We start from the raw sequence: 21,530 nt of genomic DNA, 5'->3' as shown, positions 1-21,530 counted from the left end.
GAGGCAGCTCCCAGATGCCGGAACGGACTTGACTGCTCCCGTCACCCATCGTCAGCCTGGCTGTATGCCTGAAGAACTCCTTCTGCACGGACGGGTCCACGTCGACCTGGTCCGTACCGCGAGCGCGCGCTGTCCGGCTTGTTGAGCACCCACGGACCGGTTCGCCACTCCTCGCAGAAGGACAACTCCATGACGGCCACGCCCGACCTCGGCGCGCCTCGACTCGCCTCTCCCGACCTCCTGCGTTCCGTCTTCCGGCGGCATGCGGCGGGAGTCGCCGTGATCACCGCTCACGGTGAGAGCGGTCCGGTCGGTTTCACCGCCACCTCCCTCAGTTCCGTCTCCGCCGAGCCCCCGATGCTCTCCTTCGGCATCGGTGTCGGCGCCTCCAGCTGGCCCGTGATCTCCGGGGCCGAGTACGTGGGCGTCCACATACTCGGCGAACATCAGCAGGCGTTGGCCGCCACCTTCGCCAGGAGCGGCGCCGACCGCTTCGGCGCGCCGACCGTCTGGCGCGAGGGCCCGGAGGGCGTCCCCCTCCTCGACGACGTGCTCGCGTGGCTGGTGTGCCGTGTCGTCGCACGTGTGCCGGCTGGGGACCACCGCATCGTGCTGGCCGAGGTCGTCCTGGGCGATCCCGAGGGCGCGGGCCGTCCGTTGCTCTACCACCAGGGGCGGTTCACCGCTCTACGGGATTGATCACGGCCCGGCTCTCCTGCGAAGTCGTCGGATCCCGATTACGCTGCGTTGCAAAGGTCACAGTTCAAAGCGCTTGCTTAGCGGGCATGAACTGGGTGTACTGGCGAGTAATATTTCGGTCGGGAGCGCAGGCCGCCCCAACCGGGATCGGCCGCTTGTGACGCCTATGCTGCCTGGAAGAAGGCAGCCGAGAACTGACGATGCAGTAGGAGAGCCGGCGTGAGCTTGAGGATCGTTGTCACTGTGAAGTACGTGCCCGACGCCACTGGCGACCGGCACTTCGCCGATGACCTGACCGTCGACCGGGACGACGTGGACGGTCTGCTCTCCGAGCTCGACGAGTACGCGGTCGAGCAGGCGCTGCAGATCTCCGAGAACTCCGACGACGACGTGGAGATCACCGTCCTGACGGTGGGCCCCGAGGACGCCAAGGACGCGCTGCGCAAGGCGCTGTCGATGGGCGCCGACAAGGCGATCCACGTCGAGGACGACGACCTGCACGGCACCGACGCCATCGGCACCTCGCTGGTGCTGGCCAAGGCGATCGAGAAGGCCGGTTACGACCTGGTGATCTCCGGCATGGCCTCCACCGACGGCACCGCCGGCATCGTCCCGGCCCTGCTGGCCGAGCGCCTCGGCGTCCCGCAGGTCACCCTGCTCTCCGAGGTCTTGGTCGAGGACGGCACCGTCAAGGGCCGCCGGGACGGCGACGCCGCGAGCGAGCAGCTGGAGGCCTCTTTGCCGGCGGTGGTGTCGGTCACCGACCAGTCGGGCGAGGCGCGTTACCCGTCCTTCAAGGGCATCATGGCCGCCAAGAAGAAGCCGGTTCAGTCCTGGGACCTGTCCGACCTGGACCTGGAGGCCGAGGAAGTCGGCCTGGAGGGTGCCTGGACCGCGGTCGAGTCCGCGACCGAGCGCCCGGCCCGCACCGCGGGCACGATCGTCAAGGACGAGGGCGAGGGCGGCAAGCAGCTCGCCGAGTTCCTCGCGGGCCAGAAGTTCATCTGAGGCCCCTCGCCGACCGCCCCTCAACTTCGTTTCGCAGGAGAGCAATTTCATGGCTGAAGTCCTCGTCTACGTCGACCATGTGGACGGTGCCGTCCGCAAGCCCACCCTCGAGCTGCTGACGCTGGCCCGCCGCATCGGTGAGCCGGTCGCTGTCGCGCTCGGTGCCGGTGCCGAGAACACCGCCGCCGCGCTCGCCGAGCACGGCGCGGTCAAGGTCCTCACCCACGACGCGTCGGAGTACGCCGACTACCTCGTCGTGCCGAAGGTCGACGCCCTGCAGGCAGCCGTCGCCGCCGTCTCCCCGGCCGCCGTCCTGGTCCCGTCCTCCGCGGAGGGCAAGGAGATCGCCGCGCGTCTGGCGCTGCGCATCGGTTCCGGCATCATCACCGACGCCGTCGACCTCGAGGCCGGCGACGAGGGCCCGGTGGCCACCCAGTCGGTGTTCGCCGCGTCCTTCACCACCAAGTCCCGTGTCGCCAAGGGCACCCCGGTCATCACCGTCAAGCCGAACTCCGCCGCCGTGGAGGCCGCTCCGGCCGCAGGCAGCGTCGAGGCACTGACGGTGTCCTTCTCCGACAAGGCGACCGGCACCAAGGTCACCGGCCGCACGGCCCGTGAGTCGACCGGGCGTCCGGAGCTGACCGAGGCCGCGATCGTGGTCTCCGGCGGCCGGGGCGTCAACGGCGCGGAGAACTTCGCGATCATCGAGGCCCTCGCCGACTCCCTCGGCGCGGCCGTCGGCGCCTCCCGCGCCGCCGTCGACGCCGGCTGGTACCCGCACACCAACCAGGTCGGCCAGACCGGCAAGAGTGTCTCGCCGCAGCTGTACATCGCCAACGGCATCTCCGGCGCCATCCAGCACCGCGCCGGCATGCAGACCTCGAAGACCATCGTCGCCGTCAACAAGGACGCCGAGGCCCCGATCTTCGACCTCGTCGACTACGGCGTCGTCGGTGACCTCTTCGACGTCGTCCCGCAGCTCACCGAGGAGATCAACACCCGCAAGGGCTGATCCCCCGACAGTCGTACGACTGGACGAGGCCCCCGTGACCGCGCAGGCGCGCCGGTCACGGGGGCCTCGGCTCATCCCAGGGTCAAGGAGGCCTGCACGGGCAGATGATCGCTCGGGTACTGGCCGTTGACGGTGTAGGTGTCGGTCCACTCCCGTTGGACCGTGACACCCGGCGTGGCCAGGATCCAGTCGATGCGGTCCCCGCCCGGCGTGAGCGCCTTGTACCCGTGGAACGTCGCATACGCCCCGCCACGCGCGCGCGCCGTGTCCCACGTGTCGACCAGACCGGCGCCCAGCAGCGTGTCGTAGACCGGATTGGCGTGGGCGACGACGTTGAAGTCGCCGGTCAGCAGCAGCGGCAGGGAGCGGTCGAGCCGGGCGATCCGCTCGGCGATCAGGTCGGCGGAGCGCACGCGCGCGTACTGGCTGGCGTTGTCCAGGTGGGTGTTGAGGAGGTAGAACTCCCGCCCACGCGCCCACAGATCACGGAAGCGGACCCAGGTGACCAGGCGGGGGTGGGCGCCGCCCCAGGTGTTGGAGCCGCGTACCTCCGGCGTGGCGGAGAGCCAGAAGTGCGCGTACTCGGCCGGGGCGAGCCGGCGCTTGTCGTAGAAGACGGCCATCACCTCCTCGTCGCCGCCGCGGGTCGTGCCGATCCAGTCGTAGTGCGGCCCGAGATCGGCCTCGATGTCCCGCAACTGCGGCGGCTGGCCCTCCTGGGTGCCGATGACGTGCGGAGCCGCCCGGCGTAACAGCGTGCGCATCACCGGGCGGCGGTCCGACCAGCTGTTGGGCTCCTCGTCGGAGGCGTAGCGGAGGTTGAACGTCATGACTTCCAGCGGCGGCACGGGCGTGGGGCGGAGCGGCGCCGGTGACGCGTTCTCGCGCCTGGCGGCGGAGGCTCCTGCCACGCCGAGCAGGGGGAGGGCGGCCAGGGCGGCCACCATCGTGCTCAGTCCCGCCCGCCGGGTCGGCCCACCGCTGCCCGTCATGTGTCCCCCCTCGGTCCCGTGAGCAAGGATGAAGGGGTGAACCGCCGTGCGGAAGGGGGCGTAGGTGTGGTGGTGAACGCGAGGGGACCATGGCGTGGACAGGGTGTTGACCCGCCGGAAGATCCCCGGCTAACTTCGTTCTACGGATTGTTTATTCCGTAAAGCGGAAAACTGGAGGGTGTGGGATGGGCCAGGGACAGCAGGAGACGGTGACGACGAGTCTCGCGGGCGCCGTCAGCGAGGAGATCAGCGCTTCCCTCGCCCCGGTCGACGCCGAACTCGACCGCCGCTACCCCGGAGACCCCGCCAGCCGCCAGCCCGTCCACACCGTCTACGTCCCCGGTGACGCCTTCGACGCCGACATGATCCGCTCGTGGGGCGACCGGGCCCTCGCCGCCCTCGACGAGCACGCACCCGACGCCGCCTCCTTCGCCGCCTGCCTCGGCCTGTCCGACGCGCTCGCCGAGCCCGTCTACGCGCGCGTGCGCGCCAAACTGGAGCGTGAGCCCATCGAAGACCTGCGCGTCGACTTCGAGGACGGCTACGGGCCCCGCCCGGACGCGGAGGAGGACGAGACGGCCGCCCGGGCGGCCCGCCTGATCGCCGAGGCGTACGCCAAGGGCACCGCGGCCCCGTACATGGGCATCCGCATGAAGTGCATGGAGGCCGCCGTGCGAGACCGGGGCATCCGCACTCTCGACGTCTTCCTCAGCGGACTGCTGGAGGCCGGCGGCCTGCCCGACGGCCTGGTCCTCACCCTCCCGAAGGTGACGTACCCCGAGCAGGTCACCGCCATGGTCCGGCTGCTGGAGGCCTTCGAGAAGGCGCGCGGGCTCGAACCCGGGCGGCTCGGCTTCGAAATCCAGATCGAGACCAGCCAGTCCATCCTCGCCACCGACGGCACCGCGACGGTCGCCCGCATGATCCAGGCGGCCGAGGGGCGCGCCACCGGCCTGCACTACGGCACCTTCGACTACAGCGCCTGCCTCGGCGTCTCCGCCGCCTATCAGGCCAGCGACCATCCGGCCGCCGACCACGCCAAGGCGGTCATGCAGGTCGCGGCGGCCGGCACCGGGGTACGCGTCTCGGACGGCTCCACGAATGTGCTGCCGGTCGGCCCGACCGAGAAGGTCCACGACGCCTGGCGCCTGCACTACGGCCTCACCCGCCGGGCCCTCGCCCGCGCCTACTACCAGGGCTGGGACATGCACCCCGGCCACATCCCCACCCGATACGCGGCCGTCTTCGCCTTCTACCGCGAGGGCTTCGCCCAGGCCGCCGAACGGCTGTCCCGGTACGCCAACCGGGCCGGCGGCGACGTGATGGACGAGCCGGCCACCGCCAAGGCCCTGAGCGGCTATCTGCTGCGCGGCCTGGACTGCGGCGCCCTCGACCTCGCCGAGGTGACCGACGCGACCGGGCTGACCCGGGCCGCGCTGGAGGGCTTCGCGGCCCCGCGCCGCGGCGATCTGACGGCGTCCGCCCGGTAGCGCGCCACGGGCTCGAGCGCGCGAAGGCCGGCGGCCGGCCGGGGCCGGTACGCCCCGAGCGGCCGCCGACCGTCACACAGGACTACTGCGCGGGGAAGGCGTACGGGGTCGTGATGATCTCCATCCCGTGCCCCGACGGATCCATGAAGTACACGCCCCGACCGCCGTGGTTGTGGTTGATCTCGCCGGGCTGCCTGCCGTGCGGATCCGCGAAGTACGGGATCCCGCCCTGCTTGATCCGGTCGAAGGCCGCGTCGAACTCCTCGTCCGAGACGAGGAACGCGTAGTGCTGCATGACGATGGACTGCGCCGGGATGGTGGCGAAGTCCAGGGTGACCTTGTTGCTCGTCTCGACCGGGACGAACGGGCCCCACTCGGCCCCGACTTCGAGTCCCAGGATGTGGGCGAGGAACTCGGCGGACTCCCGGTTGTCACGGGAGTGGACGATGGTGTGATTCAGCTCGACTGACATGTGTGGAATGCCTCCGTAAGGCAAACTCACGGGCGCCTCCATGCCTCACCCGGACGGTGACCGACACGCGATGCCGTCTGATCATCCTAACGGATGTGCAGATGCTCCAGGCCGGAAGCGATCACCATCTTCTCTTCCGCGAACAGCCGGGTACCCCGCTCGCACAGCCGCGCGTCGGCCCGTGCCCGAGCGTAGAACTCCTCCGGAGTCACCCCGAACAGCAGTCGTAACGCCGCTGATCCTGCGAGGAGTTCGGTGATCAGGGTGCGTTGCCCGGGATGACTGCGCGGAGCGCCGGCGCCGTTGTGCAGCACCCCGTGATGATTCACGTAGGCGAACGCGTCGAGGAGCGCCTCGCCGTTCTCCAGCTCGACCCGGAACCCCGGCGCGGGCAGCAGGACCCGGTCGTAGTGCGGCTCCGTTGCGTCGACCATGGCGAGTTGCTCCGCGTCCAGCCAGATGACGAACAACTCCCGCGTCGTATCAGGGGCGTTGACCGGGGACGCGGACACGTACCCGAGCGGGCTGACGTGGGCCGAGACGCCCACGTCGAGGCCCGTCACGCGCGTCTTCACCATCGGGACGGGCGAGACGATCCCGAACTCGGCCATTTTGTGGCGCAGTTGGGCGGGGCTTGCGTTGGAGCCGACGGCCACGACGGGGGTCCGGCCGGGATGCGTCAGCCGGTCCAGCGGCAGCAACCTGTCCCCGTCGAGGAGCCCGGTCCTGGCCGGCCGGGCGCCGGGATAGCTCAGCGGATGGTCGCGCGGCGCGTCGGCCAGGCCCAGCGCCTCCAGCGTGCCGTGCTCCGGCGTGCGGTGCTCGTCGCGGGCGTCCACAGGAGCCTCAGTCCGCCGGCGGCAGCTCGCCCGAGCCGCGGGTGACGAGCCGGGTCGGCAGTTCGATGCGCTCCGGCGCGATCAAGGTGCCGTCCAGCTGCCGGAACAGCCGGTCGGCGGCGGTGCGGCCGAGGGCGGCCGCGTCCTGGGCGATCACCGTGACCCCCGGCTGGAGCAGGTCGGCGAGCTCCAGATCGTCGAAGGCCACCAGGGCGACCCGACGGGTCCGCTCGGCGAGCACCCGGATCACGGTGACCGTCACCCGGTTGTTGCCCGAGAAGATCGCCGTCACGGGCGCGGGTCCGGACAGCATCTCCTCGGCCGCCCGGCGCACCCGCAGCGGCTCGGTGGCGCCCAGCGACATCCACGCGTCCTCGACGGGTATCCCCGCGTCCTCCATCGCCGCCCGGTAGCCCCGCAGGCGCTCCGCGGCGGTGTGGATGCGCGGCATGTCGCCGATGAAGCCGATCCGACGGTGCCCATGTGACACGAGATGGGCCACGCCCTCGCGGGCGCCGCCGAAGTTGTCCGACAGGACGCAGTCGGCGTCGATCCGGCCGGCCGGCCGGTCGACGAAGACCGTGGCGACGCCCGCCTTCATCTCGGGCTCCAGGTACCGGTGGTCGTCACCGGCCGGGATCACCACCAGGCCGTCCACCCGACGCGCGCACAGCGCCAGCGCCAACTCCTGCTCACGGTCGGGGTCCTCGGCGCTGGAGCCGTTGATGAGCAGTGCGCCGTGGGCCCTGGCCACCTCCTCCACCGCGCGGCTGAGGGGCCCGTAGAACGGGTCGGCGAGGTCCTCCAGGACCAGGCCGATGCTGGCCGTACGGCCCTTGCGCAGCACCCGGGCGCTGTCGTTGCGGCGGAAGCCCAGGGCGTCGATGGCCTCCTGGACACGCCGTTCCGTCTCGGACGTCACCCCGGGCTCGCCGTTCACCACGCGCGAGACCGTCTTGAGGCCGACTCCGGCGCGAGCGGCGACGTCCTTCATGGTGGGACGGTTGCCGTAACGGCTCTCGGGCCGGCGCTGCGTCTCGGGCACGATGTTGGGTCCTGTCCTGTCGTCCCCGGGAGGCAGGCTCTGCCCGCCGGCCACACGCCGTGTCCACGAAGTGTTGCGTACGGGATGCGCGGGGCCCAGGGGTTGTATGAGGATGTGGCGTCGAGCATAGAGCCTGGACAACGTTGTCAGATGCAGGGGACACTGTCCACCGCAATCTCCGGCCCGCGTCCCCCCACCGCTGGACCGGCCAGCCCTTTTCCATGGTGGACCGGGAGAAACCAGACTGATGCACACCGACCTCGTGGCCGCGCTCGACATCGGCGGCACCAAGATCGCCGGAGCGCTGGTGGACGGCGACGGCACGATCCTGGCCCGCGCGCAGCGCCCCACGCCCGCACAGGAGAACGGCGACACCGTGATGCGGGCCGTCGAGGAGGTGATGGGGGAGCTGACCGTGTCGCCGCTGTGGGGGCGCGCGCACGCCGTCGGCATCGGCAGCGCAGGCCCGGTGGACGCCTCCGCGGGCACGGTCAGCCCGGTGAACGTGCCGGGCTGGCGGGACTATCCGCTGGTCGAGAGGGTCCGGGCCGCGACCGGGGACCTTCCGGTCGAGTTGATCGGCGACGGCGTGGCGATCACGGCGGCCGAACACTGGCAGGGCGCCGCCCGAGGCCACGACAATGCGCTGTGCATGGTGGTCTCCACCGGCGTCGGCGGCGGCCTGGTGCTGGGCGGCCGACTGCACCCCGGTCCCACCGGCAACGCGGGGCACATCGGGCACATCAGCGTCGACCTCGACGGCGACGCGTGTCCGTGCGGTGCGCGCGGCTGTGTGGAGCGCATCGCGAGCGGCCCCAACATCGCCCGCCGGGCCCTGGAGAACGGCTGGCTTCCCGGTCCCGACGGCGACACCTCCGCGGCCGCGGTGGCCGCGGCGGCCCGGGTGGGCGACCCGGTCGCCCTGGCCTCGTTCGAGCGGGCCGCCCAGGCCCTGGCGGCCGGCATCGCGGCCACCGCGACCCTCGTCGAGATCGACATCGCGGTGATCGGCGGAGGCGTCGGCAAGGCGGGCGAGGTGCTCTTCGCACCCCTGCGCCGGGCCCTGCGCGACTACGCGACCCTCTCCTTCGTCCAGCGCCTGACGGTGACGCCCGCGCAGATGGGCACGGACGCGGGCCTGGTGGGGGCGGCGGCTGCCGCCCTGGCGAGGAGAACCGCGGCGGGCGTCTGACACAACGCAGCAGGAACGTTCCGGCCCGGGGGGATGCTGTGGGGCTCGGGCTCTCGGCGCGGGGTGGAGGCCGGTCGTCGGCGGGGCGGGGCGTGGGGTCGCGCCGCCGCCCGGCACATGGCGGCGGTCGGGTGTGGGGAGCGACCGGTCGTTGCCGGCGTGGGGTGGGAGCCCGGGTGGCCGACGGGGCGGGGCGTGGGGGTCGCCGCCGTTGAGCCCGGCACACGGCGGCGGTCGGGTGTGGGGAGCGACCGGTCGTTGCCGGCCCGGGGTGGAGGCCGATGGTTGGCGGGGCGGGTGTGAGGTCGCGCCGTCGGCCCGGCACCCGGTTGCGGCCGGTGTGGGGAGCGACCAGTCGTTACCGCCCTGGGGTGGGGGCCGATGGTTGGCGGGGCGGGTGTGAGGTCGCGCCGTCGGCCCGGCACCCGGCTGCGGCCGGTATGGGCAGGCACCGGTCTTGCCGGCCTGGGGGGACGCTGCGAGGCCCGACCTGCCGACCTGCCGACCTGCCGACCTGCCGACCTGCCGACCTGCCGACCTGCCGACCTGTCGGCGTGGGCCCGGGGGTCGGCGGGGTCGGGTGTGAGGTCGTGCCGTTGTGTCCGGCACTCGGCCGCGGTCGGGTGCCTGGAGTGATCGGGCGGGGGCGGCCTCAGGCGACGGCCGGCCGTGTTGCGGCGAGGGGGTCCCAGCCGCTTCGGGCGGGGATGTTCTCGCAGGCCTGGCGCCAGGCGGCCGGGACAGCGCCGGTGCCGGTGCGGGCGGCGACCACGCCTCCCACGATGGCGCAGGTCGTGTCGCGGTCGCCCCAGCCGCCCACGGTCTGCCACAGGGCCTCGGGCAGGTCGTTCAGATGCCCGGCGGCGGACCAGAGGGCGAACGGCACCGTGTCCGGGGCCGAGATCAGCGTCCCCGAGCCCAGCACGGACGCCGCATGGCGTACCGACGTGTGTTCGGGCAGGTTCGCCGCCACCCGCAGCCCGGAGCGGACGTCGCCGTCCGGCACCTGCGCGGCGACCTCCCGCAGGAAGACCGCACGCACCGGGGCGTCCGTGTCCGCGCAGGCGGCGGCCAGCGCGGCGGCGACCGCCACGGCCACCGCGCCCGCGACCGCCTCCGGATGGGCGTGGGTGACCAGCGCGGACAGCCGGGCCTGCTCGCGGGCCACGGCCAGGTCGCCGTGGAACCAGGCCCCCAGCGGGGCGACCCGCATCGCCGCGCCGTTGCCGTAGGAACCCTGTCCGCCGAACTGCCCCGTCGTCACCGCCCGCCAGTCCTCGTCCTCGGCGATGCGCCGCAGCACACCGTGCATGGACGGGCCGTACTTGCGGCCCGGGTCGCGGCCGTACTCGGCGGCGAACTCCCGCGCAAGGTCGTCCTGACGGACCTCCCCGTGCGCCGTCAGGTGGGCGAACAGCACGAACGCCATCGCCGAGTCGTCCGTCCACAGCCAGGGCGCCGGACGCGGCTCCCGGGCCGCCCACAGCGCCTCGGCGGGTTCGTCGGAGCGGGTGAACCAGCTGTCGCCGAAGGCGTCGCCCAGGACGAGCCCGTCCAGACTGGCGTGGGCGCGCTGCGGACTGCTCATGGCGAGGCTCCTCGAAAGACGTCGGTGATCACGGCATTCTCACCGGGGACGGGTGCGCCGCGCGAACGAATTGCCGGGTCACGCGTGACCCCGCGCCCGTCCGCGCAGTTGATCCGCGCATGAAGAAGCGCAGCATGCTCGCCATCGCCTCCCTCGCCACCGGTTTCGTCGTCGCGGCGATCACCCCCTCGCACGGCCTGGGCGCCGAGGACCTCGGCGGACTGAACGTCGGCGACACCCTCGGCACGTTCGATCACACCATCATCGCCGGCGACGGCCTGGCCCTCGACGAGGACGCCCTGGGCCAGAGCGGCTGACGGACCAGTCAGCAGGCACGAAGCCGTGGCGCCGGACCCCACCGGGAGGGGTACCGGCGCCACGGCGTTTGTGCGCCCTCAACGGGAACTGGTTTCCGTGGCAGGGTGGAGCGGGCAAGCCACAGGGGGCCAACAGAAGAGGGGGAACCGTGACCGTCGTCTGGATCAACGGCGCGTTCGGTGCGGGGAAGACAACCACCGCACGGGAATTGATCGACCTGATCCCGAACAGCACGCTCTTCGACCCCGAGGTCATCGGCGGGGCGCTCCCGTACCTGCTACCGCCGAAAAGACTCGCCGAGGCCGGCGACTTCCAGGACCTGCCGATCTGGCGACGGCTCGTGATCGACACGGCGGCCGCGCTCCTCGCCGAGCTGGGCGGCACCCTCGTCGTCCCCATGACCCTGCTGCGCCAGGAGTACCGCGACGAGATCTTCGGCGGCCTCGCCGCCCGCCGGATCGCGGTCCGGCATGTCGTCCTCGCTCCGGCGGAAACGATCCTGCGCGAGCGAATAGCCAACCGGGAGGTCCCGCCCGACCTCCCGGACGGCGAGATACGGATCCGGCAGTGGTCGTACGACCACATCGAGCCGTACCGCGCCGCCCTCGCCTCCTGGCTCACCGCCGACGCTCACCCCGTGGACAACGGCGCCCTCACTCCGCACGAGACGGCCGCCCGGATCGCCGAGGCCGTCGCCGGCGGCGCCGTGTCGGCGTGCGACATCGTGCAGACCCCAGAGCCCACCGCCGAGACGCTGGCCGCCGGCGTGCTCCTCTTCGACGAGCAGGACCGGGTGCTGCTCGTCGACCCGACGTACAAGCCCGGCTGGGAGTTCCCGGGCGGCGTGGTGGAACCCGGCGAGGCGCCTGCGCGCGCGGGTGTGCGCGAGGTCGAGGAGGAGACCGGGATCCGACTGGCGGATGTCCCCCGGCTGCTCGTCGTCGACTGGGAACGACCGGCGCCTCCCGGCTACGGCGGGCTGCGGCTCCTCTTCGACGGCGGCCGGCTCGACCCGGCGGCCGTGGCGGGGCTGCTGCTGCCCGGCCCCGAACTGCGCGCCTGGCGCTTCGCCACGGAGGAGGAGGCGGCCGACCTCCTGCCGCCGGTCCGCTACGAGCGACTGCGCTGGGCGCTGCGGGCCCGCGAGCGCGGGGCCGCGTTCTACCTGGAGGCGGGAATTCCCACCGGGGAGCTCCTGCCGGGACGAGACACGCCGTAGCGCCGCTGCCGGAAGGGGCCGAGCGGCGTCCGCCCGGACCTGTCCTTCGAAGCCCTCCCGCACCCTCGGCGACCGGGGCATCACGGCCGACGACTGCGGCGGTCCGTCCTGGCCGGGGCCGCGGGAGGTTGCCGAAGTGGACGTCGAAGCACAGGAGTTGACGGCCAGTCAAGGAAGCCGGGCGGGGTCGCTGGCGCCCTCGCTCCTTCGCCGTCGGCCCAGCGGCCGGTTCAGCTCGCCGCGTAGGTGCGCAGGAACAAAGCCTCTGCCACCGACAGTCGCTCCAGCTCCTCGGGGGACACGCTCTCGTCGACCGCGTGGATCTGCGCCTCCGGCTCGCTCAGGCCGATGAGGAGGATCTCGGCCCGCGGGTAGAGGGCGGCGAGGGTGTTGCACAGAGGGATGGAACCGCCCTGGCCCGCGTACTGCATGTCCTCACCGGGGTAGGCGACGGTCATGGCCTCGGCCATCGCCGCGTAGGCCGGGCTGGTGGTGTCGGCGCTGAACGCCTGGCCCTGGCCGATCTGCTCGGTGCTCACGCGCGCGCCCCACGGCGTGTGGGCCTCCAGGTGCGCCTGGAGCAGCTTCGTCGCCTCGGCCGCGTCCACGCCCGGCGGCACGCGCAGGCTGATCAGGGCGCGAGCGCTCGCCTGCACGGACGGGGTGGCACCGACCACCGGCGGGCAGTCGATGCCGAGGACGGTGACGGCGGGCCGCGCCCAGATGCGATCGGCGACCGTGCCGGAGCCGATCAGCCCGACGCCGTCCAGCACCTTCGCGTCCTGGCGGAACTGTCCCTCGTCGTACTGCAGGCCTTCCCAGCGCGAGTCGTCGGTCAGCCCGTCGACGGTGGTCGAGCCGTCCTCGGCGCGCAGCGAGTCCAGGACGCGGATGAGCGCGCCCAGCGCGTCGGGCGCGGCCCCGCCGAACTGGCCGGAGTGCAGGTTGCCCTCGAGGGTGTCGATCCGCACGCGCATCATGGTCATGCCGCGCAGGGTGGCGGTGACCGTCGGCAGCCCGACGCGGAAGTTGCCCGCGTCGCCGATGACGATGGTGTCGGCCGTCAACAACTCGGGGTGTTCCTCGGCGTACCGCTCCAGACCGCCCGTGCCCATCTCCTCGGAGCCCTCGACGATGACCTTGACGTGGACCGGGACGCCGCCGTTGGCCTTGAGGGCGCGCAGGGCGAGCAGGTGCATGATGACGCCGCCCTTGCAGTCGGCGCTGCCCCGGCCGTACCAGCGGCCGTCGCGCTCGGTCAGCTCGAAGGGCGGGGTGGTCCAGGCGGCCTCGTCCAGCGGCGGCTGCACGTCGTAGTGGGCGTAGAGCAGGACGGTCTTCGCGCCTTCGGGGCCGGGCAGGTAGCCGTAGACCGACTGGGTGCCGTCGGGGGTGTCGAGTAGGGCCACGTCCTGGAAGCCCTCGGCGCGCAGCGCGGCCGTGATCCAGTTCGCGGCGGCCTCGCTCTCGCTCCTGGGGAACTGGTCGAAGTCCGCCACCGACCTGAAGGCCACCAACTCGGTGAGCTCCGCCCGCGCCCTGGGCATGAGCGAGGCGACGGTCTCGGCGACCGGATTCGACGACATGGGCACGCTCCTTGTGGGTGCGACGTGGTACGGGGTGGCACTGGTCCGTTCGGGGACCCTGCGAGCGTACGCGCTGCCGGGATGGGGGCGCGCACGCCGCCGATCCTCGCACAGCGGACCGTCATCGGACCGTGACGATCTCCGCCGTAGGATGCGGGGGACAGGTGCGGCAGGCGGCTTGATCGGGAGCAGTAGACCATCGTGAGCAGCGAGAACTCTTCGGCGGACGACGAGAACTCTTCGGCGGACGACATGCGGCTGGTGTGGGACGTCGTCGTGGTGGGCGCGGGGCCCGCGGGGGCTTCGGCCGCCTACGCGGCGGCGGTCGCGGGGCGGCGCGTGCTGTTGCTGGAGAAGGCGGAGCTGCCCCGTTACAAGACGTGCGGCGGCGGCATCATCGGCCCTTCGCGCGACTCCCTGCCACCCGGCTTCGAGTTGCCCTTCCGGGACCGGGTGCACGCGGTGACCTTCTCGAACAACGGGCGCTTCACCCGGACCCGCCGTTCCCGCCAGATGCTGTTCGGGCTGATCAACCGGCCCGAGTTCGACCAGCAGCTCGTGGAGCACGCGCAGAAGGCGGGCGCCGAGCTGCGTACGGGCGTCACGGTCACGCGCGTCGAGCAGCACGGCTCGGCCGTTCCCGACCGGCGCACGGTCGCGGTCGTGCTGCAGGGCGGCGAGACGCTGCTGACGCGGGCGGTGGTCGGCGCCGACGGCAGCGCGAGCCGGATAGGCGCGCACGTCGGTGTGAAGCTCGACCAGGTGGACCTCGGCCTGGAGGCGGAGATCCCGGTGCCGGAGACGGTCGCCGAGGACTGGAAGGGCCGTGTCCTCATCGACTGGGGCCCGATGCCCGGCAGTTACGGCTGGGTGTTCCCCAAGGGGGACACGCTGACGGTCGGTGTGATCTCGGCTCGCGGCGAAGGCGCTGCCACCAAGCGCTATCTGGAGGACTTCATCGGGCGGCTCGGTCTAGCCGGGTTCGAGCCGAGCATCTCCTCCGGTCACCTCACCCGCTGCCGCGCCGACGACTCCCCGCTCTCGCGCGGTCGGGTGCTCGTGTGCGGCGACGCGGCGGGTCTGCTGGAGCCGTGGACCCGCGAGGGCATCTCCTTCGCGCTGCGGTCGGGCCGGCTCGCCGGCGAGTGGGCGGTCCGTATCGCAGAGGCGCACGACGCGGTGGACGCCCGCCGCCAGGCGCTGAACTACGCCTTCGCGGTCAAGGCGGGCCTCGGTGTGGAGATGAGCGTCGGCAAGCGGATGCTCACCCTTTTCGAGCGGCGGCCCGGGCTCTTCCACGCCGCCCTCACCGGCTTCCGCCCGGCCTGGCGCGCGTTCACCGACATCACGCGCGGCCACACGACGCTGGGCGAGCTCGTCCGCACCCATCCGATGGCCCAGCGGGCGCTCACCGCCATGGACCGGCGGCCCGCGGTGGCGGCGCCGGCGCAGGCCGCCGAAGAGAGTGGTTCCTGACGGTTCCCGAACCCGGGCGCGCGACGCGGATCACCGCCGGTTCGTGACCGTGATCCGGAACACCGGGTGGTCGGGGGCGATACGGCGCAGCTCGGCCTCGGAGGAGTCCGGGCCCACCCCGTTGAAGAAGACGCCGACCTCGGCCTTCCAGCGCTTGAGGTAGGCGCGCAGCAGCGGTGTCTTGTCGTCGTCGGCGACCTCGGTGGCCGTGAACTCCTCCACGGCCTTGCCGAGGTGGAGCTCGCCGCCGCCCGCCGCGCGCATGTTGTGCGTCCACTGGACGTGGCCACGCGGCGCGACCAGGTACTGCTGCCCGTCCACCGTCAGCAGGTTCACCGGGGTGGTGCGCCATGCGCCGCTCTTGCGGCCGCGGACCGCCAGCACCCTCGAACCCCACACGCTGAGACCGCGACGGGTCAGCCAGGCCACGGCACGGTTGAAGACGTTGACGGTGAACCAACCGGGCTTCTGCACGTGGGTGGACATGGCTGCTGCCTCCTGAGACGGAAAGTGTGAGCACTGCTCTCGCTGGAGGAGAGTCTGCCCGAGAGCAGCGCGCCAGAGCAAGAGCACCGCTCTCTTTTTTGTTCACCGTTCTCGATTGTGTGCACCGCTCCTCGTTCATGGCACAGTGAGGGAATGAGCAGCACCGTTCGAGGGGCCCGTGCCCGCGCCAGGATCGAAGTCACCGCCGCCATCAAGGACGAGGCCCGCAGACAGCTCGCGTCCGAGGGCGCCGCCAAGCTCTCGCTGCGCGCCGTCGCCCGCGAACTCGGCATGGTCTCGTCCGCGCTGTACCGCTACTTCCCGAGCCGCGACGACCTCCTCACCGCACTCATCATCGACGCTTACGACTCTGTCGGCGAGAGCGCGGAGGCCGCCCACGCCGCCGTCGCCGACGCCGTCCCCGTCGAGCGCTGGGTCGCGGTCGGCGAGGCGGTGCGCGGCTGGGCGCTGGCGCACCCGCACGAGTACGCGCTGATCTACGGCTCGCCGGTGCCCGGCTACAGCGCACCCGAGGCGACCGTCCCGGCCGCAGCCCGCGTCGGCGTCCTCCTCATCGACATCGTGCGCGACGCACACCGGGCGCAGGAGCTGGAGGTGCCGCTCCTGACGGACGACCTGGTCCCCGAGGCGGTGCGCATGGCGGCCGATCTCGCCCCCGACCTGCCACCGGGCGCGGCCGCCGCCCTCGTCGCGGCCTGGGCCCAGCTGTACGGACTGGTCGGCTTCGAGCTGTTCGGGCAGTTCCACCGCGTCGTGGAGGATCGCGAGCCGTTCTTCCGGTACGCGATCACACGGCTCGCCCACGAGGTGGGGCTGCGCCAGGCATGAGGCTGCGCCCCGGTGCTGGGGGCGCTGGGGTCCCGTGCGCGGCGCGGGGGTGCCGGTGCGTACTTCCAGGGGAGTACGGGTGATCACCTCGTCCGGCGGACGTCCGGCACGGGCGGCGGCGTCTAGCGTGGCCGACATGGACGAAGAGCAGGTGCGCGGGCGTGGCGGCCCGCTGCGGTGGTGGCGGCACGGGCCACCGTGGCTGCGTCGCCGGGAGGGCCGGGACGGCCGGGAGGACACGGTGCCGGGCGCGGTGCGGTGGCCCTGGCGTTCCACCGTGTCGGTCACTGTCTTCGTCCTCGTCGGCTCGAACTTCGCGGCGCACGCGCAGGAGGACCAGCGGGCCTCGCTCGACGCCTTCGCGCGCGTGCTGCTGGTCGTCGCCTGCGGGCTGCTGCTGTGGCGGCGACGACACCCGGTGGCCGTCGTGTTCGGCACGGCGGCCGCCGCGGCGCTCTACCTGGGCGCCGGCTACCCGTATGGGCCGGTGTTCCTGACCGTGGCCGTGGCCTGCTTCGCCGCCGTCGTCGCCGGGCGCCGCCAGGCCGCCTGGACGGCCCTGGGCATGCTGTGGGCCGTGCATCTGCTGGTCGCGCACTGGCTGTACCGGTGGCTGCCGCCCGCCGGCGACACCCCGGCGCCCTTCGGGCAGGAGATCGTCGTCGCCGGCTGGGTCGTGGCGATCGTGGCGATGGCGGAGCTGGCCCGGATCCGGCGCGAGAGCTGGGACCGCGAGCGGGCCGAACGCGCCCAGGCCGCCCGGCGGCGCGCCGACGAGGAGCGGCTGCGCATCGCCCGCGAACTGCACGACGTCCTCGCGCACAGCCTGTCCGTCATCAACGTGCAGGCGGGCGTGGGCCTCGCGCTCCTCGACTCCGATCCACAGCAGGCGCGCACCGCGCTGACCACCATCAAGTCCGCCAGCAAGGAAGCGCTGGGCGAGGTGCGCCAGGTGCTCGACACGCTGCGCACGCCGGGGGACGCGCCGCGCACTCCCGCGCCCGGCCTGGACCGGCTGCCCGAACTGGTGGAACAGGCGGCGCGTGCCGGCCTCACGGTGCAGGTGGAAGGGAAACCGCCCCGGCTGCCGCCCGGCGCCGACCTCGCCGCGTTCCGCATCGTCCAGGAGGCTCTCACCAACGTCGTACGCCACTCCGGCTCGCGCCAGGCGCGCGTGCGGCTCGATCGCAGCGGCGGGACGCTACGGCTCCGTATCGACGACGAGGGACCGGCGACCGGGGCCGACGCGGGCGGCAGCGGCAACGGTCTCGCCGGAATGCGGGAGCGGGCCGCGGCCCTCGGTGGCACGATCGAGGCGGGGCCGCGGCCCGACGGCGGCTTCCGGGTGCTCGCGGTACTGCCGATCCGGACGGGCCCGGAGACCGGGGCCAACCAGTGTGCGAGGGAGGACGGGTGATCCGCGTACTGCTCGCCGACGACCAGTCGCTGGTCCGGGCGGGGTTCCGGGCGCTGCTCGACGCACAGTCGGACATCGAGGTGGCCGGGGAGGCCGCCGACGGGGAGGAAGCGGTGCGCGCGGTGCGTGAACTGCGGCCCGACGTCGTCCTGATGGACATCCGGATGCCCCTCCTCGACGGCCTGGCCGCCACCCGCCGGATCGGCGAGGACGAGGCGCTCTCCCAGGTCAAGGTGGTCATGCTCACCACCTTCGAACTCGACGAGTACGTCTTCGAGGCGATCCGCTCGGGTGCTTCCGGCTTCCTGGTCAAGGACACCGAGCCGGACGAACTCCTGCGTGCGGTGCGGGCGGTGGTCGCCGGGGACGCGCTGCTCTCGCCGGGTGTGACACGTCGGCTCATCGCCGAGTTCGCCGCCCGTTCCAAGGAGCCGGCAGCCGCCGATGCGCTGGTCCGGCTCACCGAACGGGAACGGGAGGTGATGGCGCTGGTCGGGATCGGCCTGACCAACGAGGAGATCGCCCGCCGGCTGGTCGTCAGCCCGCTTACCGCCAAGACCCATGTCAGCCGCACCATGGTGAAGCTGGGCGCCCGCGACCGGGCTCAACTGGTCGTGCTGGCCTACGAGTCGGGGCTGGTGCGGCCGGGCTGGCTGGGCTGAGCCTCCGTACGGAAGCGGAGCAGCACGGAGACCACCCGGGCCACGAACACCAGGGGTGCGAGGGCGAGGCCCGCCCGCAGCAGCGACTTCTCGGCCAGGTCCGGCAGTTCGAACAGCAGCGCCGGTCCGGCGACCGCCCCGAAGAGCACCGCCGCCGCGAACACCGCGCTGCACAGCGCGTATCCGATCTCTACGGTGATCGCGTCCCGCTCGGCCTGTGTGCGCCGTCCCCCGTAACCGCTCATACGGCGAGTCTCACAGGAGTGCGCCCGGCGAGGCAATCGGCCCCGCCGGGCGCACAGGTGGAGGATCTCCGCTAGTCGCGGACCGCCACCGCCTCGGTCCCCGCTTCCGTCCTCACGTCCGCATCCGCCTCCGTCACGGTGGACTTGGCGACGACGACCGAGCCCTGGGGGCGTCGGGCGCGCAGGCCGGGGAGGGTTATGAGCAGGCCCGCCGCGGCGATCACCGTCACCACCGCCAGCCCGGGGCGGTAGCTGTCGAGGACGGCCTGCGGGGTCGGGTCGGCCGGGGCGCCCGCGGTCACCACCGCGGTCACCACCGCCAGGAAGATCGCGCCGCCGACCTGCACCGAGGTGTTGAGCAGCCCCGAGACCATGCCCTGCTCATGGTCCGCCACACCGTTGGTGGCCTGGATGTTGAGCGAGGGGAAGACCAGCGCGCAGGCCGCGCCGATCAGCAGCATCGAGGGCAGGATGACGGCGGCGTAGACCGGGTCGAGATCGACGCGCAGGAACAGTGCGTACCCGGCGACCATGAAGGCGAAGCCGGCCGCGATCAGCCGCGGGGTGCCGAAGCGGTCCACGATCGAACCCACCTTGGTCGAGGACACCGCCACCAGCGCACCGGCCGGCAGGAAGGCGAGCGCCGTGTGCAGTGCCGACCAGCCGAGCAGCGTCTGCATGTAGAGGGTGGCCAGGAACTGGAAGCCGACATAGCTGCCGAAGAAGGCCATAGCGCCGAGCTGGGCGCGGATCTGACTGCCGGACCGCAGCACGCCGAGCCGGATCAGCGGGCCGGCCGAGCGTCGCTCGACGAGGACGAAGGCGGTCAGCAGGACGGCGACGGCGAGGAACGACAGCAGCGTGCGGGCGGATGCCCAGCCGGCCTCCGGGGCCTGCACCACGGTGAAGACCAGCAGCAGCATCGAGGCGGTGCCCAGGACGGCGCCGGGCACGTCGTAGCCGTTGTGGTCCTTCTCCCGTTCGCTGCGGGGCAGCAGCTTCAGGCCCGCCGCCAGCGCGAGCAGGGCGATCGGCGCGGGCAGCAGCATGGTGAGGCGCCAACTGGCCTCCGTGAGCAGGCCGGAGAGGACCAGGCCCATCGAGAAACCGGTCGCGGCGCAGGTGGTGTAGATGGCGAGGGCGCGGTTGCGCAGCGGGCCCTCCGGGAACGTCGTGGTGATGATCGACAGGCCGGCCGGTGCCGTGAAGGCCGCGCTCAGGCCCTTGATGAACCGGCTCGCGATCAGCAGCGGACCGGAGTCGACGAGCCCGCCGAGCAGCGAGGCCAGCGCGAACACGCCGAGAGCGACCAGGAAGACCTGGCGGCGGCCGAGCAGGTCGGCCGTGCGGCCGCCGAGGAGGAGCAGGCCGCCGTAGCCCAGGATGTAGCCGCTGACGATCCATTGCAGGGTCGAGGTGGTCAGGTCGAGGTCGGAGCCGATGGACGGCAGGGCGACGCCGACCATCGACACATCCAGCGCGTCCAGGAACATCGCGGCGCACAGCACCAGCAGGGTGCCCCACAGCCGGGCGGTCCAGCGGCCCTCGGCGAGCGGGGACGCGGGGGAGGGGAGCGGAGAGGTCATGCCGGAGACAGTACATGCGTACGCATCGAATGCAAATGCATTTAATTCCGGTGCAATGAATTCCATTCTCTGCTACGGTGCGCCCCATGGCGGCGAAGACGGGCGCGACCGAGGCCGAGCAGGCGCTGGTGGAGCAGTGGCGGGACATGCTGGCGCTGCACGCGCGCACCCAGTGCGAACTCGACCGGGCACTTCATCAACACGGCCTGTGCGCCAGCGACTTCGAGGTGCTCGACGTCCTCGCCGAGTCGGGTGCGCCGGACGACACGTGCAGCTATCGCGTCCAGGAGATCGCCGAGCGGGTCCACCTCAGTCAGAGCGCGCTGTCCCGGCTCGTCGCGCGACTGGAGAAGGACGGTCTGGTCGAGCGCCGCATGTGCGCGGAGGACCGCAGGGGTGTACGGGTGGCGCTCACGGGGAAGGGGCGCGCGCTGCACGGCGATGTACGGCCGGTGCAGCGCGCGGTGTTGACCCGGATGCTGGCGGACTGATCCCACGGTGCCTCAGATGGCGGACGTCTCCTGCCACAGCGTCGCCAGTGCGGCGTCCCCGGTCGCGCTCGGGAGCGGCAGCCGGTTCCACAGGGACAGATAGAGCAGTGCCGCCGGTCCCGACACCTCGCAGTCGGCGGCCCCTTCGGCGTTGCGCTCCGTCACGGGCGGCTCTGACGACAGGCGGACGGTCCACACGGCGTCGGCCGTGTCCGTCGCCCGCACCCGCAGGACCCGGGGCTCCTCGGTGCGCACCCTGCTCCTGGCGCGCGCATGGAAGCCGCGCAGCAACTCGTCGATGCCGTCCGCCGCGAAGTCGACGGCGAGCTCACCGGCGATCTCCTCGGGCGTCCGGCCGCGGGCCGACTCCGCGTCGACGCGATGCACGGCCGTCTCGTGCGCCTGCCGTCTGGCCCAGAACGCGAGCGGTGACGGCGCGGAGAGGAAGTGAAAGCACCGCACATCGGGCGAGGCGGCGGAGAGCGTGTCGACGAGTCGTCGGTGCCCCTCGCGGAACCAGGCCAGCAGCGCGTCGCCGTCGAGGCTCGGCGGCTCGGTCATCGGCCGGAACGAAGAGTGGCCCTCGGCCACGAATGACGTCGCCCAGCGGTGCACCGTGCCCGTGTGGCGCAGCAGGTCCCTGACCTGCCAGTCCGGGCAGGTCACAACCTTCGCCCCGGGGCCCGCCTCCGCCGCGGCGGAGGCCAGCGAACGGCCCGCGTGGTCCAGGGCGCGGATGAACTCGGCAGTCTCCATACGGGGAGTCTGCCGGATGGAGTGCAGTCGAAGGCAACGGCCGCGAAGCGGCCGACCGGCCGAGCCGTCGACCGGCCGAGCCGTCGACCGGCTGAGCTGTTG

The 21,530-nt window shown here is 72.3% G+C and carries 22 protein-coding genes; 12 read left to right on the top strand and 10 right to left on the bottom strand.

The genetic code is table 11. The annotated features are described in order from the left end of the window. Positions 1-189: 189 nt before the first annotated feature. The 3 genes from ACIBTS_RS39060 (at position 190) to ACIBTS_RS39050 (ending at position 2,719) form a co-directional block, all read left to right on the top strand. Entirely contained in the window at positions 190-699 is a 510-nt protein-coding gene (locus tag ACIBTS_RS39060) for a flavin reductase family protein (RefSeq protein WP_319674662.1), read from the top strand. 219 nt (positions 700-918) lie between these two features. Next, positions 919-1,707 (top strand): electron transfer flavoprotein subunit beta/FixA family protein, encoded by a 789-nt coding sequence (locus tag ACIBTS_RS39055; RefSeq protein WP_079664184.1) that lies wholly within the window; start codon positions 919-921, stop codon positions 1,705-1,707. Between the two features lie 49 nt (positions 1,708-1,756). Beyond that, positions 1,757-2,719, top strand: a complete 963-nt coding sequence (locus tag ACIBTS_RS39050) for an electron transfer flavoprotein subunit alpha/FixB family protein (RefSeq protein WP_319674664.1) — start codon at positions 1,757-1,759, stop codon at positions 2,717-2,719. 71 nt (positions 2,720-2,790) lie between these two features. On the opposite strand, the gene ACIBTS_RS39045 is transcribed toward ACIBTS_RS39050, so the two are convergent. After that, positions 2,791-3,711, bottom strand: a complete 921-nt coding sequence (locus ACIBTS_RS39045) for an endonuclease/exonuclease/phosphatase family protein (protein WP_399325400.1) — start codon at positions 3,709-3,711, stop codon at positions 2,791-2,793. A gap of 185 nt (positions 3,712-3,896) precedes the next feature. On the opposite strand from ACIBTS_RS39045, the gene ACIBTS_RS39040 reads away from it, so the two are divergent. Next, on the top strand, positions 3,897-5,201 hold the full coding sequence (locus tag ACIBTS_RS39040; protein ID WP_399325399.1) for a DUF6986 family protein: 1,305 nt from the start codon (positions 3,897-3,899) through the stop codon (positions 5,199-5,201). 82 nt (positions 5,202-5,283) lie between these two features. Here the strand turns inward: ACIBTS_RS39040 and ACIBTS_RS39035 are convergent, their stop codons facing one another. The 3 genes from ACIBTS_RS39035 to ACIBTS_RS39025 all read right to left on the bottom strand — a co-directional run bounded on the left by ACIBTS_RS39035 (position 5,284) and on the right by ACIBTS_RS39025 (position 7,557). Next, on the bottom strand, positions 5,284-5,673 hold the full coding sequence (locus ACIBTS_RS39035; protein WP_319674667.1) for a VOC family protein: 390 nt from the start codon (positions 5,671-5,673) through the stop codon (positions 5,284-5,286). A gap of 86 nt (positions 5,674-5,759) precedes the next feature. Further along, positions 5,760-6,512 (bottom strand): hypothetical protein, encoded by a 753-nt coding sequence (locus ACIBTS_RS39030; protein WP_399325398.1) that lies wholly within the window; start codon positions 6,510-6,512, stop codon positions 5,760-5,762. A 7-nt stretch (positions 6,513-6,519) separates the two neighbouring features. Continuing rightward, on the bottom strand, positions 6,520-7,557 hold the full coding sequence (locus tag ACIBTS_RS39025) for a LacI family DNA-binding transcriptional regulator (protein WP_319674669.1): 1,038 nt from the start codon (positions 7,555-7,557) through the stop codon (positions 6,520-6,522). Positions 7,558-7,804: 247 nt separating this feature from the next. On the opposite strand from ACIBTS_RS39025, the gene ACIBTS_RS39020 reads away from it, so the two are divergent. Further along, the gene (locus ACIBTS_RS39020) at positions 7,805-8,749 is read left to right on the top strand and encodes an ROK family protein (RefSeq protein WP_319674670.1); all 945 of its coding nucleotides are present in this window, start codon (positions 7,805-7,807) and stop codon (positions 8,747-8,749) included. Positions 8,750-9,401: 652 nt separating this feature from the next. Here the strand turns inward: ACIBTS_RS39020 and ACIBTS_RS39015 are convergent. Then, entirely contained in the window at positions 9,402-10,337 is a 936-nt protein-coding gene (locus ACIBTS_RS39015; RefSeq protein ID WP_319676537.1) for an ADP-ribosylglycohydrolase family protein, read from the bottom strand. A 119-nt stretch (positions 10,338-10,456) separates the two neighbouring features. Between ACIBTS_RS39015 and ACIBTS_RS39010 the strand changes: the two genes are divergently transcribed. Next, complete coding sequence (locus ACIBTS_RS39010) at positions 10,457-10,654, top strand: hypothetical protein (protein ID WP_399325397.1); 198 nt, start codon at positions 10,457-10,459, stop codon at positions 10,652-10,654. 149 nt (positions 10,655-10,803) lie between these two features. Then, positions 10,804-11,874 carry an NUDIX domain-containing protein gene (locus ACIBTS_RS39005; RefSeq protein WP_399325396.1) on the top strand — a complete coding sequence of 357 codons (1,071 nt, stop codon included), beginning with the start codon at positions 10,804-10,806 and terminating at the stop codon, positions 11,872-11,874. Between the two features lie 230 nt (positions 11,875-12,104). On the opposite strand, the gene ACIBTS_RS39000 is transcribed toward ACIBTS_RS39005, so the two are convergent. Then, positions 12,105-13,460 carry a dipeptidase gene (locus ACIBTS_RS39000; RefSeq protein ID WP_399325395.1) on the bottom strand — a complete coding sequence of 452 codons (1,356 nt, stop codon included), beginning with the start codon at positions 13,458-13,460 and terminating at the stop codon, positions 12,105-12,107. Positions 13,461-13,712: 252 nt separating this feature from the next. On the opposite strand from ACIBTS_RS39000, the gene ACIBTS_RS38995 reads away from it, so the two are divergent. Beyond that, positions 13,713-14,936 (top strand): geranylgeranyl reductase family protein, encoded by a 1,224-nt coding sequence (locus ACIBTS_RS38995; protein ID WP_399325426.1) that lies wholly within the window; start codon positions 13,713-13,715, stop codon positions 14,934-14,936. Positions 14,937-14,966: 30 nt separating this feature from the next. Here ACIBTS_RS38995 and ACIBTS_RS38990 read toward each other — a convergent pair whose 3' ends face one another. Next, positions 14,967-15,422: a nitroreductase family deazaflavin-dependent oxidoreductase gene (locus tag ACIBTS_RS38990; protein ID WP_319676533.1), complete on the bottom strand. Its 456-nt coding sequence runs from the start codon at positions 15,420-15,422 to the stop codon at positions 14,967-14,969. Positions 15,423-15,575: 153 nt separating this feature from the next. Between ACIBTS_RS38990 and ACIBTS_RS38985 the strand changes: the two genes are divergently transcribed. From ACIBTS_RS38985 to ACIBTS_RS38975, 3 genes are all read left to right on the top strand, one after another. Continuing rightward, entirely contained in the window at positions 15,576-16,271 is a 696-nt protein-coding gene (locus tag ACIBTS_RS38985) for a TetR/AcrR family transcriptional regulator (protein ID WP_399325394.1), read from the top strand. A 136-nt stretch (positions 16,272-16,407) separates the two neighbouring features. Then, positions 16,408-17,688 carry a sensor histidine kinase gene (locus ACIBTS_RS38980; RefSeq protein WP_399325393.1) on the top strand — a complete coding sequence of 427 codons (1,281 nt, stop codon included), beginning with the start codon at positions 16,408-16,410 and terminating at the stop codon, positions 17,686-17,688. Continuing rightward, positions 17,685-18,350, top strand: a complete 666-nt coding sequence (locus ACIBTS_RS38975; RefSeq protein ID WP_079664199.1) for a response regulator transcription factor — start codon at positions 17,685-17,687, stop codon at positions 18,348-18,350. The genes ACIBTS_RS38980 and ACIBTS_RS38975 overlap by 4 nt, the downstream gene beginning before the upstream one ends. On the opposite strand, the gene ACIBTS_RS38970 is transcribed toward ACIBTS_RS38975, so the two are convergent. Together ACIBTS_RS38970 and ACIBTS_RS38965 are read right to left on the bottom strand one after the other, a co-directional pair. After that, positions 18,311-18,595 (bottom strand): DUF6332 family protein, encoded by a 285-nt coding sequence (locus tag ACIBTS_RS38970; RefSeq protein ID WP_319676529.1) that lies wholly within the window; start codon positions 18,593-18,595, stop codon positions 18,311-18,313. The two genes, ACIBTS_RS38975 and ACIBTS_RS38970, sit on opposite strands and share 40 nt — an antisense overlap. A 71-nt stretch (positions 18,596-18,666) precedes the next feature. Next, entirely contained in the window at positions 18,667-20,181 is a 1,515-nt protein-coding gene (locus ACIBTS_RS38965; protein ID WP_399325392.1) for an MFS transporter, read from the bottom strand. Positions 20,182-20,267: 86 nt separating this feature from the next. Between ACIBTS_RS38965 and ACIBTS_RS38960 the strand changes: the two genes are divergently transcribed. After that, positions 20,268-20,672 (top strand): MarR family winged helix-turn-helix transcriptional regulator, encoded by a 405-nt coding sequence (locus tag ACIBTS_RS38960; protein WP_399325391.1) that lies wholly within the window; start codon positions 20,268-20,270, stop codon positions 20,670-20,672. 12 nt (positions 20,673-20,684) lie between these two features. On the opposite strand, the gene ACIBTS_RS38955 is transcribed toward ACIBTS_RS38960, so the two are convergent. Beyond that, complete coding sequence (locus ACIBTS_RS38955) at positions 20,685-21,428, bottom strand: maleylpyruvate isomerase family mycothiol-dependent enzyme (protein ID WP_399325390.1); 744 nt, start codon at positions 21,426-21,428, stop codon at positions 20,685-20,687. Positions 21,429-21,530 lie beyond the last annotated feature (102 nt).

Origin of the sequence: Streptomyces sp. NPDC050121 (genome assembly GCF_044460385.1) — a bacterium.
Taxonomy (GTDB): domain Bacteria; phylum Actinomycetota; class Actinomycetes; order Streptomycetales; family Streptomycetaceae; genus Streptomyces; species Streptomyces soliscabiei.
The sequence above is the reverse complement of the archived record's forward strand: the minus strand, read 5'-3'. Positions and strand labels throughout refer to the sequence as shown.

Bases quoted from the DNA above. Each gene is read 5' to 3' on its own strand.
- ACIBTS_RS39060 (WP_319674662.1), top strand. From the start codon at position 190: ATGACGGCCACGCCCGACCTCGGCGCGCCTCGACTCGCCTCTCCCGAC.
- ACIBTS_RS39050 (WP_319674664.1), top strand. From the start codon at position 1,757: ATGGCTGAAGTCCTCGTCTACGTCGACCATGTGGACGGTGCCGTCCGC.
- ACIBTS_RS39045 (WP_399325400.1), bottom strand. From the start codon at position 3,711: ATGACGGGCAGCGGTGGGCCGACCCGGCGGGCGGGACTGAGCACGATG.
- ACIBTS_RS39040 (WP_399325399.1), top strand. From the start codon at position 3,897: ATGGGCCAGGGACAGCAGGAGACGGTGACGACGAGTCTCGCGGGCGCC.
- ACIBTS_RS39035 (WP_319674667.1), bottom strand. From the start codon at position 5,673: ATGTCAGTCGAGCTGAATCACACCATCGTCCACTCCCGTGACAACCGG.
- ACIBTS_RS39020 (WP_319674670.1), top strand. From the start codon at position 7,805: ATGCACACCGACCTCGTGGCCGCGCTCGACATCGGCGGCACCAAGATC.
- ACIBTS_RS39015 (WP_319676537.1), bottom strand. From the start codon at position 10,337: ATGAGCAGTCCGCAGCGCGCCCACGCCAGTCTGGACGGGCTCGTCCTG.
- ACIBTS_RS39010 (WP_399325397.1), top strand. From the start codon at position 10,457: ATGAAGAAGCGCAGCATGCTCGCCATCGCCTCCCTCGCCACCGGTTTC.
- ACIBTS_RS39000 (WP_399325395.1), bottom strand. From the start codon at position 13,460: ATGTCGTCGAATCCGGTCGCCGAGACCGTCGCCTCGCTCATGCCCAGG.
- ACIBTS_RS38995 (WP_399325426.1), top strand. From the start codon at position 13,713: ATGCGGCTGGTGTGGGACGTCGTCGTGGTGGGCGCGGGGCCCGCGGGG.
- ACIBTS_RS38990 (WP_319676533.1), bottom strand. From the start codon at position 15,422: ATGTCCACCCACGTGCAGAAGCCCGGTTGGTTCACCGTCAACGTCTTC.
- ACIBTS_RS38985 (WP_399325394.1), top strand. From the start codon at position 15,576: ATGAGCAGCACCGTTCGAGGGGCCCGTGCCCGCGCCAGGATCGAAGTC.
- ACIBTS_RS38980 (WP_399325393.1), top strand. From the start codon at position 16,408: ATGGACGAAGAGCAGGTGCGCGGGCGTGGCGGCCCGCTGCGGTGGTGG.
- ACIBTS_RS38970 (WP_319676529.1), bottom strand. From the start codon at position 18,595: ATGAGCGGTTACGGGGGACGGCGCACACAGGCCGAGCGGGACGCGATC.
- ACIBTS_RS38965 (WP_399325392.1), bottom strand. From the start codon at position 20,181: ATGACCTCTCCGCTCCCCTCCCCCGCGTCCCCGCTCGCCGAGGGCCGC.
- ACIBTS_RS38960 (WP_399325391.1), top strand. From the start codon at position 20,268: ATGGCGGCGAAGACGGGCGCGACCGAGGCCGAGCAGGCGCTGGTGGAG.
- ACIBTS_RS38955 (WP_399325390.1), bottom strand. From the start codon at position 21,428: ATGGAGACTGCCGAGTTCATCCGCGCCCTGGACCACGCGGGCCGTTCG.